Annotated in this window: 16 protein-coding genes; 1 reads left to right on the top strand and 15 read right to left on the bottom strand. The window is 44.8% G+C overall.

All coding sequences use genetic code 11. From position 1 onward, the window contains the following. Nucleotides 1-6: 6 nt before the first annotated feature. From folE to AXI59_RS06520, 8 genes are all read right to left on the bottom strand, one after another. Nucleotides 7-579, bottom strand: a complete 573-nt coding sequence (folE, locus tag AXI59_RS06560) for a GTP cyclohydrolase I FolE (RefSeq protein ID WP_061520944.1) — start codon at nt 577-579, stop codon at nt 7-9. A 187-nt stretch (nt 580-766) separates the two neighbouring features. Continuing rightward, on the bottom strand, nt 767-1045 hold the full coding sequence (gene hbs, locus AXI59_RS06555) for a non-specific DNA-binding protein Hbs (RefSeq protein ID WP_061527703.1): 279 nt from the start codon (nt 1043-1045) through the stop codon (nt 767-769). A 375-nt stretch (nt 1046-1420) separates the two neighbouring features. Further along, nucleotides 1421-2899: a stage IV sporulation protein A gene (gene spoIVA / locus AXI59_RS06545; protein ID WP_061527701.1), complete on the bottom strand. Its 1479-nt coding sequence runs from the start codon at nt 2897-2899 to the stop codon at nt 1421-1423. A 186-nt stretch (nt 2900-3085) separates the two neighbouring features. Beyond that, complete coding sequence (locus AXI59_RS06540) at nt 3086-3817, bottom strand: hypothetical protein (protein ID WP_061520941.1); 732 nt, start codon at nt 3815-3817, stop codon at nt 3086-3088. Nucleotides 3818-3837: 20 nt separating this feature from the next. After that, on the bottom strand, nt 3838-4041 hold the full coding sequence (locus AXI59_RS06535) for a DUF2768 domain-containing protein (RefSeq protein WP_061520940.1): 204 nt from the start codon (nt 4039-4041) through the stop codon (nt 3838-3840). 321 nt (nt 4042-4362) lie between these two features. Beyond that, on the bottom strand, nt 4363-5400 hold the full coding sequence (locus tag AXI59_RS06530) for an NAD(P)H-dependent glycerol-3-phosphate dehydrogenase (protein WP_061527700.1): 1038 nt from the start codon (nt 5398-5400) through the stop codon (nt 4363-4365). 17 nt (nt 5401-5417) lie between these two features. After that, nucleotides 5418-6728, bottom strand: coding sequence for a ribosome biogenesis GTPase Der (gene der, locus AXI59_RS06525; protein WP_061527699.1), 1311 nt, complete (start codon nt 6726-6728; stop codon nt 5418-5420). A gap of 190 nt (nt 6729-6918) precedes the next feature. After that, nucleotides 6919-7521: a YphA family membrane protein gene (locus tag AXI59_RS06520; RefSeq protein ID WP_061527698.1), complete on the bottom strand. Its 603-nt coding sequence runs from the start codon at nt 7519-7521 to the stop codon at nt 6919-6921. Nucleotides 7522-7597: 76 nt separating this feature from the next. Here AXI59_RS06520 and AXI59_RS19235 point away from each other — a divergent pair, with 76 nt between their 5' ends. Continuing rightward, nucleotides 7598-7729 carry a YpzI family protein gene (locus AXI59_RS19235; protein WP_064485272.1) on the top strand — a complete coding sequence of 44 codons (132 nt, stop codon included), beginning with the start codon at nt 7598-7600 and terminating at the stop codon, nt 7727-7729. A 32-nt stretch (nt 7730-7761) separates the two neighbouring features. Here the strand turns inward: AXI59_RS19235 and fni are convergent, their stop codons facing one another. The 7 genes from fni to sleB all read right to left on the bottom strand — a co-directional run bounded on the left by fni (nt 7762) and on the right by sleB (nt 14180). Beyond that, the gene (fni, locus tag AXI59_RS06515; protein WP_061527697.1) at nt 7762-8811 is read right to left on the bottom strand and encodes a type 2 isopentenyl-diphosphate Delta-isomerase; all 1050 of its coding nucleotides are present in this window, start codon (nt 8809-8811) and stop codon (nt 7762-7764) included. A gap of 18 nt (nt 8812-8829) precedes the next feature. Further along, nucleotides 8830-9978: a 30S ribosomal protein S1 gene (rpsA, locus tag AXI59_RS06510; protein ID WP_061520935.1), complete on the bottom strand. Its 1149-nt coding sequence runs from the start codon at nt 9976-9978 to the stop codon at nt 8830-8832. 225 nt (nt 9979-10203) lie between these two features. Beyond that, entirely contained in the window at nt 10204-10878 is a 675-nt protein-coding gene (gene cmk, locus AXI59_RS06505; RefSeq protein WP_061527696.1) for a (d)CMP kinase, read from the bottom strand. 78 nt (nt 10879-10956) lie between these two features. Further along, nucleotides 10957-11133 (bottom strand): YpfB family protein, encoded by a 177-nt coding sequence (locus AXI59_RS19955; protein ID WP_167348361.1) that lies wholly within the window; start codon nt 11131-11133, stop codon nt 10957-10959. Nucleotides 11134-11179: 46 nt separating this feature from the next. Then, nucleotides 11180-11830 carry a flagellar brake protein gene (locus AXI59_RS06500; protein ID WP_061520933.1) on the bottom strand — a complete coding sequence of 217 codons (651 nt, stop codon included), beginning with the start codon at nt 11828-11830 and terminating at the stop codon, nt 11180-11182. Nucleotides 11831-11919: 89 nt separating this feature from the next. Then, nucleotides 11920-13269 carry a germination protein YpeB gene (ypeB, locus tag AXI59_RS06495; protein ID WP_061520932.1) on the bottom strand — a complete coding sequence of 450 codons (1350 nt, stop codon included), beginning with the start codon at nt 13267-13269 and terminating at the stop codon, nt 11920-11922. A gap of 26 nt (nt 13270-13295) precedes the next feature. Beyond that, complete coding sequence (gene sleB, locus AXI59_RS06490; RefSeq protein ID WP_061527695.1) at nt 13296-14180, bottom strand: spore cortex-lytic enzyme; 885 nt, start codon at nt 14178-14180, stop codon at nt 13296-13298. Nucleotides 14181-14204 lie beyond the last annotated feature (24 nt).

Here is a 14204-nt window from a genome sequence, read left to right as displayed (position 1 = left end):
TCATTATTAATCCGCACGTTTAATATGTTCTAAAACTTCCGAACGTGCTGCTGCGTCATCTTTAAAAATACCTCTCACAGCGGATGTAACTGTTTTTGCACCCGGCTTTCTTACGCCTCTCATCGTCATGCACATATGCTCAGCTTCCACGACAACCATGACGCCGTGCGGATCTAAGGTGTCTACAATGCTTTCTGCAATTGTTGAGGTGATACGCTCTTGAAGCTGAGGGCGTTTTGAGACGGCTTCCACTGCGCGGGCCAATTTACTGAGGCCTGTCACCTTGCCGCCGCGCGGAATGTAGGCAATATGCGCTTTTCCGTAAAAAGGAACAAGATGATGTTCACACATAGAATGAAACGCGATATCTTTTACAAGAACAAGCTCCTCGTGATCCTCCCCGAAAACGGTTTGAAAATGTTCTTTCGGATCTTCATTCAATCCCGAGAATACTTCGGCATACATTTTTGCTACCCGTTTCGGCGTATCTAAAAGCCCTTCTCGGTTCGGGTCTTCTCCAATCGCCTCTAAAATCTGGCGAACCGCCTGTTCAATCTGTTCTTTATTAACTTCTTTCATCTTCTGTGTCCTCCACCATTGAATACATTTAATTTCGATTCTAGCACATTTGCCGCGCCAAAAGCAAAACGAAAGCCCTGCCTGGTGACTGAGGCTTTTTAAATATGAAAAGCCCCTTAAAAAGGGGCTTTTCTGTGAAGAAATAAAGTGTATGTATGACTGATGCATACACGATCTATATTCACAATTATTTTCCGGAAACAGCGTCTTTAAGAGCCTTACCTGGTTTGAAAGCAGGTACCTTGCTTGCTGGAATTTCGATTTCTTCACCTGTTTGAGGGTTACGTCCTTTACGTGCAGAACGCTCGCGCACCTCAAAGTTACCAAAACCGATCAGTTGAATTTTATCACCGTTTTTAAGTGCATCTAAAATCGTATCAAAAACAGAATCAACTGCTTTTGTAGCGTCTTTTTTAGACAATTCGCTTGCTTCCGCAACCGCATTGATTAGTTCTGTCTTGTTCATGCCTTTCACCTCCTCCCAAAAGAATATCATTTCAGCAGTTTATTATCATTTCTTCACAGTTCAGCCTGATTCTAAACCTGTCTGATTAAAAAATCAAAGCAGGGAAGAACAGACAAGTAAACGGCTTAAACAAGAAAATAGACACCTTGAGGAATGTTTGTCCAACAAAGTGAAGATTTTCTGTATGTAGAGTAACACATATAAAAAGCCATATCAAGCATTTTAAAGCTCCAATCCCTTGCTCGTCAAGGTTTTCACGTGTTTCACCGAACAAATATTCCTTTTTTTGCTTATTTCCTCCTAATCCTTGATTCATTTCCAGTATCTAAAAGGACATAAAAAAAGACCTCCCGTTTCAAGAAGAGGTCCTTCTGATTACAAAATGATGGCGATCAGGCCGCCTGATCCTTCGTTAATAATTCTTTCCAGCGTTTCTTTCAGTTTATATCTGGCATTTTCAGGCATGAGCGAGAGTTTTGCGGAAATGCCTTCTCTCACTATAGAGCTTAATGACCTTCCGAAAATATCGGAATTCCAGATGGAAAGCGGGTCATCTTCAAAATCCTGCATTAAATAGCGGACAAGCTCTTCACTTTGCTTTTCCGTGCCGATAATCGGCGCAAATTCACTCTCCACGTCCACCTTAATCATATGAATGGACGGGGCTACCGCTTTCAGTCTTACGCCGAATCTTGATCCTTGGCGGATGATTTCCGGTTCATCAAGGCTCATATCCGCTAAAGCCGGAGCGGCAATTCCGTACCCGGTCTGTTTAACCATTTTCAAAGCGTCTGATACTTGGTCATATTCCGTTTTCGCATGGGCAAAGTCCTGCATCAATTCAAGCAAGTGGTCTTTTCCGCGAATTTCAACGCCCACTACTTCTTTTAAAATCTGGTCATATAAATGGTCAGGCGCGTACAAATCGATTTCAGCGACACCCTGCCCCAGCTCAATCCCTGCTAAACCGGCGCTTTCAATAAATTCAAATTCGCTGAAGTGTCCGACAACCCGGTCTACATCACGCAGACGTTTGATATCCTTTACGGTTTCTTTTACAGATTCCTGATAGCTTTCCCTGAGCCAATGGTTTTCTTTGAGCACCATGACCCAGCTCGGCAGATTGACGTTCACTTCAAGCACAGGAAACTCATAAAGCGCTTCTCTGAGGACGCTTAAGACATCTGTTTCCCGCATGCTTTCAACACTCATAGCAAGTACTGGTATATCATATTTTCCGCTTAATTCCTGCCTGAGCGCTTCGGTTTCCGGATGGTACGGCTTCACCGAGTTGATTACCATAATAAACGGTTTGCCGACTTCCTTCAGCTCTTCAATGACTCTTTCTTCCGCCTCTACGTAATCGCCCCGTACGATATCCCCGATCGAGCCGTCTGTCGTAATGACTACCCCGATTGTGGAGTGCTCTTGAATGACTTTTCTCGTCCCGATTTCCGCTGCTTCGTGAAATGGAATCGGCTCTTCGTACCAAGGTGTATTAATCATTCTCGGGCCGTTTTCATCTTCATATCCCTTTGCCCCCGGAACAGTGTATCCCACACAGTCCACCAGGCGGATGTTGACATCGAGCCCTTCCGCTACATGAACGGACATTGCCTGATTCGGTACAAATTTAGGTTCCGTGGTCATAATCGTTTTTCCTGCGGCGCTTTGCGGAAGCTCATCCTGCGCCCGCGCGCGGTCCGCTTCATTGCTGATATTCGGGAGCACCACAAGCTCCATAAATTTTTTAATGAATGTAGATTTCCCTGTACGGACAGCGCCAACGACTCCTAAGTATATATCGCCTCCTGTTCGTTCAGCGATATCCTTGAAAATATCGACCTTTTCCAAGTGATCCCCTCCCGGACTTCCTATCCTTATCAATTTTATTTCACCATTCTTCAATCAAATACAGGACACTATATGTGTATGACGTTGTCCTATTTCAATATGACATCTTTAGAAAATTTTCAGGCAGTCTTTCTATTACAATCAAAAAAAAACCTTTCTCCCTATTTGTATGCGAGGGAGAAAGGTTCATTCCTGTTTCGTTTTACTTTCTAAAAAAACGGGTTCCTGCTTTTCATTGACGGTGTATTTGACTGAAAAAACCGGGACAAATGGGGTGTCCTTCCATAAGATATCCTGAATTTCCGTACCTGGTTTTACTGTTTTTTTGTTTTCTTTCAGACAGCGGGCGAGATCGACGCGATAGTCTGCATAGATATCTCCGTCCGCGCCGATCAAAAGCGGCAGCGAAACGCCGGATACCGGGCTTCTGACTGAAGGAGGTTCTTTTATGCCGAGCTTTGTTTTATCCAATGTGAACAGTCCCTTAGAGACGACGTCCTGATAGGGAGGGTATGTATGTTTTTCCTGATACATTTTGACACGAAGCTTCATATCACGGATTTTTTCGGCCATTTGCAGGTCGATGAGCTTAACTGTCGGCTTGTTTTCCACGTCGACGAGCACGTATTGGTACGTTCCTCCGCTTTCATAGGCCGAAGCAGGCGGTTCTTCCATGTATCTCGGCGCCAGACGCTTAAAATCTATCGGATACTTTTGATAGATCGGTGTTTTCATATCTTTTGTCTGAATGGGCAGAAGCCCGCCGTTTGCCTTTTTAAATTCATCAACGGCCGCTTGAACCTGCTCAAGCTGATGTTGATAAGACACTTGATTTTCAGTTTTTTTCGCTTCCGGATATAAGCAGCCTGATAGCAGAAACACTGCGGCCGTTATTACGGCCATTTTCAATTTATTCATCCCGCGCCCTCCTTTCCTGCTTATTCATTAACAGGCCCGCTGAACACAACCATTAACACGATCAAGCCTGATATGAGCATACAGGCATAAGCAAGCGAAGAAACTGCGGCTTTTATAAACTTGTTTTTGCATTTATACCGGCTTACATAAATAGACGCAACCGCGACAAACATTAATCCCATAGCTCCAAGCGCAAACCACATTTTCATCAATGCCACACTCACGTTCGTGCCCCCCGATCATTCTTTTGTAAGCGTTATATTTTATTTTAATATACAAATGTTGAAAAGATCAACAGGTTTTCCATCTATTGAAAGAAAACAAAAAAACTGAAGCAAAGAGGGGGACTTTGCTTCAGTCAAGTTGACTATATTTACCTGCACGTCTAAGATTCACTCTCTTGGACTTCGATGCTATAGTATGCGGGTGTGCGTACGTATGCATCCTCTTCTGCCTAAATCAGCAAATGTTTTAAGCGATTTCAGCCGGAGAGTTCCGCGATTTGGACTTTCATCTCTTCAGAATATGCAGACAGCGTTTTATTGTCACTTTGCTTGGTTTTCAAATGTGTTGACCAAGTCCTCCATCTCATGGGTTTTTACTCTGGCCATCAAGGATTCAACAGCCGTTTCTACCTTTTGCCCATTAAATAACACTTGGTGAAGCGCTTCTGTGATCGGCATTTTCACTTGGTATTTTTGAGAAAGCTGATATGCCGCTTTGGTTGTCCGCACTCCTTCAACAACCATTCCCATCTGGTCAAGGACTTCTTCAAGCTTATACCCTTTTCCAAGCAGGTTGCCGGCGCGCCAGTTCCGTGAATGAACGCTTGTACACGTCACAATTAAATCGCCTACGCCGGTCAGGCCGGAAAAAGTAAGAGGATTGCCCCCCATTTTTGTCCCAAGTCTTGCGATTTCAGCAAGCCCGCGGGTGATTAACGCCGCTTTCGCATTATCTCCGTAGCCCAATCCGTCTGTAATCCCGGCGGCCAGAGCAATAATATTTTTTAAAGCTCCCCCTATTTCAACACCGAGCATATCGGGATTCGTATAAACGCGGAAATGCTGGTTCATAAACAAATCCTGAACCGCTTCTGCGGCCTCAATATTTTTAGAGGATGACGTTACGGTCGTCGGGTGTCTTAATCCGACTTCTTCAGCATGGCTCGGCCCGGAAAGCACGACGATATCTTTTCTGTATTCCTCAGGCAGTTCCTCTTCCATTAATTCTGAAATGCGGAGAAGCGTGTCCGGCTCGATTCCCTTACTGACATGAACAAAAATCGAGTTTTTAGAAAGGTAAGGCAGAGCCTGCTTGAGCACTTCACGAATGGCTTTTGTCGGCACTGCGACAATAATGAACTCAGCCCCTGTTAAAGCTTCGCTTAAATCAGTGGTGCCGATCACGGAACTTGAAAGCTCCACACCAGGCAGATAATCTTTATTTTCATGCAGTTCATTGATTTGATTGATTAGTTCGTCACGGTGTCCCCACACCATGACTTGATGTCCGTTATCAGCCAGCACTAAAGAAAGTGCAGTGCCCCAGCTTCCCGCTCCAAGCATTGCCACTTTTTTCATCTCTGTATCACACCTTTTTATTTTCTCGCTCTTGCAAATATTTTGATTGGCGTCCCTTCAAAACCGAACGCATCTCTGATTCGGTTTTCTAAAAAGCGTTCATATGAAAAATGCATCAGTTCCGGATCATTGACAAAAACAACGAAGCTCGGCGGCTTTATAGCGACCTGAGTCGCATAATAAATTTTCAGGCGCGAGCCGTTATGCGTCGGAGTCGGGTTCATCGCGACCGCATCCATAATCACGTCGTTTAAAACGTTTGTCTGCACGCGAAGCGAGTGGTTTTCACTTGCTTTAATAATCGCAGGCATCAATGTATGGATCCGTTTTGTCGTCAATGCAGACATAAATAAGACCGGCGCGTAATCGAGAAATTGAAAATGCTCCCGAATATTCTGTTCGAATTCTTTCATCGTGCGTTCATCTTTCTCAACGGCATCCCATTTGTTTACGACGATGACGACGGCTTTTCCCGCTTCATGAGCATAGCCGGCGATCCGCTTGTCCTGCTCGAGGATGCCTTCTTCAGCGTTCAGCACCACACCGACGACATCAGAGCGGTCAATCGCTTTTAACGCCCGGAGCACGCTGTATTTTTCAGTCGTTTCGTATACTTTACCCTTTTTTCTCATTCCTGCTGTATCGACGATCACAAATTCCTGCTGGTTGTATGTGAACGCCGTATCCACCGCGTCTCTCGTCGTACCCGCCACGTTGCTGACGATGACACGCTCTTCGCCGAGCATCGCGTTTACAAGGGAAGATTTGCCGACATTCGGACGGCCGATCAGGCAGAATTGAACGACATCGTCACTGTATTTCGTTTCCGGAATGTTTTTAAAATGCTCGGCAGCCGCGTCAAGCAAATCGCCTAAACCCAAGCCGTGTGTACCGGAAATCGGATAAGGCTCGCCAAAGCCGAGCGCGTAAAAATCATAAATGTTCGATCTCATTTCGGTATTGTCTAATTTATTAACGGCTAATACGACCGGCTTTTTCGTCCGGTAAAGTATTTTCGCCACTTCTTCATCCGCAGCCGTCACACCTTCACGGCCGTTCACCATAAATATAATCACATCAGCCTCGTCCATGGCGATTTCAGCCTGCTGGCGGATTTGTGTCAGAAACGGTTCGTCTCCGATATCGATTCCGCCTGTGTCAATCAGGTTAAAATCATAATTCAGCCATTCCGCCGAGCTGTATATCCGGTCCCTCGTCACTCCGGGGGTATCTTCTACTATTGAAATTCTTTCACCCGCAATCCGGTTAAAGATTGTGGACTTACCCACATTCGGTCTTCCGACAATGGCTACGACAGGTTTACCCATAGTACCCTTCCTTTCAATCCAGCCGCTTACATTTTCATAAAAATTGTTCAACCGGTTATTAAAATCATCTTCGCTATGAAAAGAACCCTTCAAACAGAAGGGCTTAACTCATTTATTATATCAGTTTTCACTGAGATCACAATGTATTCTTCAAAATGTTTCGCAATCATGTAACAGTCCCGGCTTGTTTTCATGACATTTTTGTAGCTCCTTTGCCCGTCTTTTTGCTTTTTGCGCTGATGCGTGCGACGAGCTGCTCATATGTGGTCAGCCCGACAAGCAAAACCGCTCCCGCCGAACACCCGGAGAGCCAAGGATAGTCTCCGACGGTTGCCGCGCCTGCAATCTTATGAATGACCATTGAATATAAAAGCTCCCCTTGGCACATGCCGAGAACAAACAGACAGAGCCGCTCAGGAAACCGCCCCTCAACGGAAACCATAATGACGGTCAGCAATATGACCGCCGCCCATTCAGGTTTTATAATAAACCAAACCGGATCATATAATGCAAAAAGAAAAATAAATCCGTACGCTGCCGCCGTCGTCAAATGTATGACAATATAACGGAGCTGTTTGTGCATGCCTAAGCGTCCCGCATAGACAAACGCCGCTGCAAAAAACATCACATACGCTGCGTTCAGCGTAAAATAAACCGTCATATGATGTATGCTTGCCATGATATTAGTCAAAATAAAGACTGATACATGAAAACGGCTTTTCGTCTTGGCGAAAATAAAAGTCGCAAGTATCCACAAAAACCACATAGACCAGTAATAATAAAACAGTTCCATAATCGCTCCTCCTCTGATCAGTATGGAGCGGGAACGCATTTTTTAAACCATATGATAACTGAAAGGAGCAATGATGATGGGAAAGGACAGACAGGAAGGAAAACTGAAAGCCTCACGCAGAGTAGAATCAGACCGTGACCAGTCTATACACCATAAGGGAGCGACAAGCCTCGAACAAAACGGGGAGTTCAGAAAAAGGAAATCTTAAGCATACAAAAAGGCATGCGGACCGCATGCCTTTTAACGTCTGCTAAATCGGGATGTATCAATTCCTCTTTCTGAAAGCCAATGGTGGGTGTCACCTTTTATGACCAAGGGCGCCTGCTGCAATTGGGCAACAGACTGACAGCCGAGGGCGGTCATGATCATCTTGAGCTCTTGCAATAATGCTGTTATCTCGTTAAATAGGCCCTCTTCCCCGTTTGAAGTCAGTGCTTTTAAGAAATTGCCCGCCATTCCGGTAAAAGAAGCGCCGAGAGCAATCGATTTCGCAACATCCAGCGCACTTTGCAGCCCTCCGGATGCGATAATCGGCTGTTCACTGCAAACCGAACGGATTTCCGCTAAACTTGCTGCGGTCGAAATTCCCCACGTATTAAAAAATTGAAGCTCCTTATCTCTGCGCAGATTTTCAATTTTGGAGAAATTCGTTCCGCCGTAACCGCCGACATCAACAGCTGAAACTCCGATGTCAAATAACTGCTGCGCCGACTCTTTGCTCATGCCGAATCCGACTTCTTTTACGAAGACAGGAACACCCGCTTCACCTGCAATGCGCTCAACGCGGTGCAGGGCGCCCGTAAAGCTTCTGTCCCCCTCAGGCATGACGATCTCCTGTATGACATTCAAATGAATCTGCAGCGCGTCCGCTTCAATCATATCAACGGCTCTTTTTGCCTGCTCAGCGTCTGCTTCGCTGCCTAAATTCGCAAAGATTAAACCGTCCGGGTTTTCTTTTCTTACAATTTCATAAGAAAACCGCTCGGACGGGTCTTTCAAAGCAGACATTTGCGACCCGACTGCGAGCGGAATGTCTGCTTTCTGTGCGGCTCTTGCCAGTGATCGGTTAATCTCGTATGTAAGCTGTCCGCCGCCGCCTGTCATGGCATTGATAAAAATCGGCGAACTGCTTGTTAGTCCGCCGATTTTCGTTGAAATATCCACTTTTTCCAATGCTAGGTTTGGCAGGCTGACATGAACAAACGTAATATCATCAAGCCCCGTTCCCCGGGTTTGGCCGGTCGACAGCGCATGATTTATATGTTCTCTTTTCCGTTCTGCTCGTGTCACGTTTTATCACCAAATTAATTATTTTAATTTATTAAGCTTGTCTCCGATTAAATCGCCCAGCTGGAACCCAGTGCTCGGCTCTTCCTTCGCCTGATATTGGCGGAAGTCCTCCTGATCGGCTTTAGGCGCTTCTTCAAGCTCACGCATGCTCAAGGAAATACGCTCTTCGCTTTCGTTGACATCAAGGACCTTGACTTTAACAGTTTGTCCTTCTTCAAGCACTTCATGCGGCGTTCCGATATGTTTATTGGAAATTTGCGAGATGTGAACAAGGCCTTCAACGCCCGGAAGAATTTCAACAAACGCACCGAAGCTGACGAGGCGCTGCACTTTTCCTTCAAGCACATCTCCCTGTTTTACCTTTTCGCCGATTTGGCTCCACGGTCCTGGCAGCGTTTCTTTAATGGATAAAGAAATACGCTCGTTATCGCGGTCTACAGACAGCACCTTCACTTTTACTTCCTGGCCTTCTTCCACTACGTCAGACGGTTTTTCAACATGTGAGTGGGAAAGCTGGGAAATGTGAACAAGGCCGTCGATTCCGCCGATATCAACAAATGCGCCAAAATCAGTCAGGCGCTGCACCTTGCCGTCAAGCACGCTTCCAACCTCAAGCGTTTGGAGAAAATCTTGTTTTTTGTTTGCTTGTTCTTTTTCCACAACAGCCCGATGTGACAGAATCACCCGGTTTTTATCACGGTCAAGTTCAACGACGATAAGAGAGAGGGTTCTCCCCTTATAGTCAGTGAAATCCTCGACGAAATGAGCCTCGACAAGTGATGCGGGGATAAAGCCGCGAACGCCGATATCAACGACGAGACCGCCTTTCACCACATCTTTCACTTCAGCTTCAAACACTTCTTTTGTTTCGAATTTTTTCTCAAGGTCTTCCCAAGCGCGGTCAGCATCAACGGCACGTTTAGATAAAATCAAAGCATCGTCTTCCACTTTTGTTACTTTCAGGTCAAGCTCGTCGTCTGTTTTCACGACATCCGATGCTTTCTCTACATGAAGACTTGATAATTCACTGATTGGAATGATGCCGGACTGTTTGACGTTAATAATTTCAACATCTACATGTTTATCCTCAACCTTTGTCACAATCCCTTTTACTACATCTCCAACCTCTGGCACTTGAACATCAATTTGATTCATTTCCTCTGTCATTTGAATAACCTCCTTGGTCCAAACCTACACAGCTTAATTAAAACGGTTTGAAAGCTGAACATGTGACTGTCCGCTTTTAGCCGAATATGTATTAAAGAATCATCCAAAAAGAATTTGAATGTTCAATAAAAAGTTTTATTAGTATTAACTTCTAATAAAAGGACTGGTTTGTCAAGCAATAACATCTTGTCTGCGGAAAAAAATTAAAAATGTAAGGCAAACAGGTTAACGTGATTTCTGATCGGCGATTTCAAGAATTCTGCCTGCAACTTCAGCAATGCTGAGAGACGTCGTATCAATTTCAATCGCATCTTCCGCTTTGCGCAGCGGCGAGACTTCCCGTTCTGAGTCAAGCTTGTCGCGTCTTTCTATTTCTTCAATCAGCGTCTCGTAATGAACGTCATAGCCTTTTTTCACATTTTCTTCATAACGGCGCTTCGCTCTCTCTTCTACCGATGCCAAGAGGAAAATTTTCACTTCCGCATCAGGCAGCACGTGTGTCCCGATATCCCGGCCGTCCATGACAACGCCGCCCTTTTCTCCAAGCTGCTGCTGTCTTTTGACCATTTCTTCTCTGACGCCTTTATGCTTGGCGGCAATGGATACTTGGTTGCTGACTTCATCTTTTCTGATCTCTTCTGTCACATTTTCTCCGTTTACTAAAACGATTTGCCCTTCCGGAGCTGAAACAAGCTCAATCTCCGTCTGCTTCAGCAGCTCTGTAAGCGCCGCTTCATCAGTTAAATCTATATTTTGTTTTAACGCCGTATATGTAATTGCACGATACATCGCGCCTGTATCAATGTACACATATGATTTTTTTTCAGCCACTATTTTAGCAACGGTGCTTTTTCCGGCAGCTGCCGGGCCGTCAATTGCAATCGATAATTTCTTGTCCATAATCTCTCTCCTTGCTCTTTTCTCCTCTATGGATTGTATCACGAACTGCATAAAAAGGGCGAAAAAAATTGAGATGATTTACCGTTTCACCGTTTCAATCCATTCTTTTTTCTCCATTTTATCAACTCCTTCATATTTCACCGCTTTTGAAATATAGGGTTCAATAGGCTGATAATGAAGCAGAAACTGTACTGCGGCCAGAATTAAGAGCTGGATGCATACTAATTTTACAAGCAGCCGTTCAAACGTTTTCATTCATGCGCACCTCCATTATGATTAGTATGGAAAAGTGCGCCGCTGTTTATTCGGACAGCCTGTTTCTTCTGTTTTGGAGCTGCATGCGCATACAGTATTGGATCAGCAGCTGTTGTGAACCGGGGTCAATCTCTGTGTATTCAAGCGTTATTTTCTGTTTATCCGCTTTTGAATCATAGAAAACCCGCTGAATCACCGCTTTTGCCGTAATATCAGCCGGGTTTTCCGGATGAGGAAGGCAGAATGAGACGTTCAGCTTTTCACCGGGCTTTGCAGAAACATGCTCAGGAATCACAAGAGCCATTCCCCCTGCACTGACATTAGATGAAATCGTTTGAAACGCAGCTTTTTCCGATTGCACCGACACATCCAATACAGCGTCTGCCCGCACATATTGGCGCCGTTGAATTCGTTTCATTTCTTCCTTGGGAGGGATGTCCAGCCCAATCATCGGAATGGGATCTTTTCTCTTTCCTTTTACCGTGCTTTTAAATTGGTACGGCACTTGGCCGCTGCCTGTAAATTCAACTGTAATCTCTAATCCTCTGTGCAAAAAGACCGTCCGTCCAGAGTCGAGATCGACAGGATACGAAATCAGCAGCTCTCCGTTTTCCGCGCTGACCGCCTTGCTTTTTACTTTTTTCCATTCATTGTTTTCTATGTATTCAATCCATATGTAATCTCCGACATCTATCATGGGGCTTCACTCTTTCATTAACTTTATGCTTTTATTAAAGCATGTAATGAAAAAAAGGAAAAGACTTTTAGTCCTTTCCTCCTTCATTTTTATAGGTCTTTATATACAGGCTCTGCACTTTTCAGCTTTTCGATTTTCTCTTCTTTCCCGTCGTCCGCATTGATGAACATTTGATACGTATCATTACCTATCGTGCCTAGGATTTCGTAGCACAGCACTTCCTGACCGAGTTCATTTGTTATTAATGCGAGACGCGTTTCTCTTACCTCGACATTTTTATTCAGTTTCGCTTTCGCTTCATCCGCCGATAAAGCCGGAGACGGAATGGTCCTCGTACGGTGCGCCGCTAAATAATCCCTTGCGGAAAAGCCGACGACTTCACCGTCATCCAGCGCAACCTTCATACGGATCGCTTCCGGATAAATACGGACATTTTTCTCAACAGGAATAAAGGTAAAAACACCGATATTATTATATTGCGCGCTTTCGTCAATTTCGAGGGCTTTCGTTTCAAAGCCATTTTTCTTTAAAAAAGCGATTGCCCGATTTGATGCTTCATTAAGGCTGATCTTTTGCTTTTTCACGGCACGGTTTTGGATTAAATAAACCGGATGGCCGCCTTTTTGCGTAATATCCATATAGATCTTAGATGTGTGATCCGCATCGTTCATACGGATGCTGTATACATCCCGATTCGTTTTTCTGCCGCTTTTGACCACTTTAATGGAATAATTATGATCCGGAGCAAACCGTTCCGCGATCTTTATCGCTTCTTTTTCGGTAATTTGTTTCCCCTGAAGATGATTGAAACCCTTTTGCGCTGTTTTTGCGCTCGTAAATGTAGGGCCGAAATTGCCTTCCGAATAGGCGCTCACATTTTTCTCGACGGTTTTAAAGCTGTTGATAATAGTATTGTCACTTTGTTTCCTGTCAGATGCGAGCGCCATTTCAACATCCATCCACCGCAGATTTTTGCTCATCACGAGGTGCTGAACGCTGCGCAGTTCATTTTGAATGTTCTCCGCCCGTTTATAAAGGCTGTTTAATGCCGTATACTCTTTTTTATCGAGCGGCTTTTGGTCTAAATCTCTGACTGACGTTTTATAGCTGAAATCTCCTATATTGGATAAAAACTCCTCCGTCTTGTTAAAAGGCATGAGAGTAAGCGGAAGCTGACTCACATTGTTATGGGCCTCTGACGAAATCCGCCACACATCAATCAGTGCCGGTGACAGAGATTTTTTGCTGTTCATGGCCAGCGTCGTCCCGATTTTGTCGTGAAGCTGGTCAACATGATACGTTAATTCATGAAAAGCCCTCTGATAATTATTTTCGGCATGCAGAAGGACTGCATCCTTTTCCTGATGCTCTTTATATCCCCAATAGCCGGTTGCAGCAATGGCGACTCCGAGAACAGCAATAATGATTCCTCTGATCATATTTAACACCTCTTTTTTGTGTTCTTTTACTCACAGAAAATGTGCTTTCCGATTCTCTTAATCTGCGGACGGCCCCATATCCATGCGCTTGTCGCCGTGTCAGGGTTGAAATAGTATAACGCGTTTTCGGAAGGGTCCCAGCCATTAATTGCGTCAAGAACGGCTTCTTTCGCCGTTTCATTCGGCTGCATATAAATTTGTCCGTCAGCAACGGCTGTAAAAGCAAGCGGTTCGAAAATAACGCCAGCCACCGTATTCGGAAATAACGGGCTTTTTATCCGGTTTAAGATGACCGCTGCAATGGCGACTTGTCCTTCAAAAGGCTCGCCCCGCGCTTCTCCGTATACGGCTTGCGCCAGCAGATTAATGTCATTGTTTGAAAAGCCCCCGGGCATATTTGCCGCAGTCGTATTCTGTTTTTTAGGGGCCTGTGTTTGGCCGCCTGTTTTGTTTTGCGGTTTTGGAGCAGGCTGATTTTTTCCAGCCTGCTGCGCCGGCTTTTGGGCGGCTGCTGATGGTTTTGTTTGATTTTTTAGCGGAATACCGCCGTAATGTGTGAAGGTATTTCCTTTGTAAATCTGCTCCATGACATATTCACGATAATACTTTGATTTTGAGATCAAGGTCTGTTTTGTTTTTGCTCCGACCAGGCCGTCAACCGGCTTCATCCCGAATTTCTCCTGGAAGTTCCGTACGGCCCAATATGTGCTCCAGCCGTAAACTCCGTCGATTTTCCCGTTATAAAATCCGTTATATTGAAGACGGGCCTGTAATTCTATAACGTCATCCCCCGTCGCTCCTCTTTGAATCACTTGATTTGAAAACGCATAAGCCGTTTCATGATTGAAGAAAGAGGTGATAACAAAGGAATAAAGAATGAGACATGCCATAAACGCTCCTTTGGACTTCATCTTTTCAAGCCTCCTACAGCAAAA

Origin of the sequence: Bacillus nakamurai (assembly GCF_001584325.1) — a bacterium.
GTDB lineage: Bacteria > Bacillota > Bacilli > Bacillales > Bacillaceae > Bacillus > Bacillus nakamurai.
The sequence above is the reverse complement of the archived record's forward strand: the minus strand, read 5'-3'. Positions and strand labels throughout refer to the sequence as shown.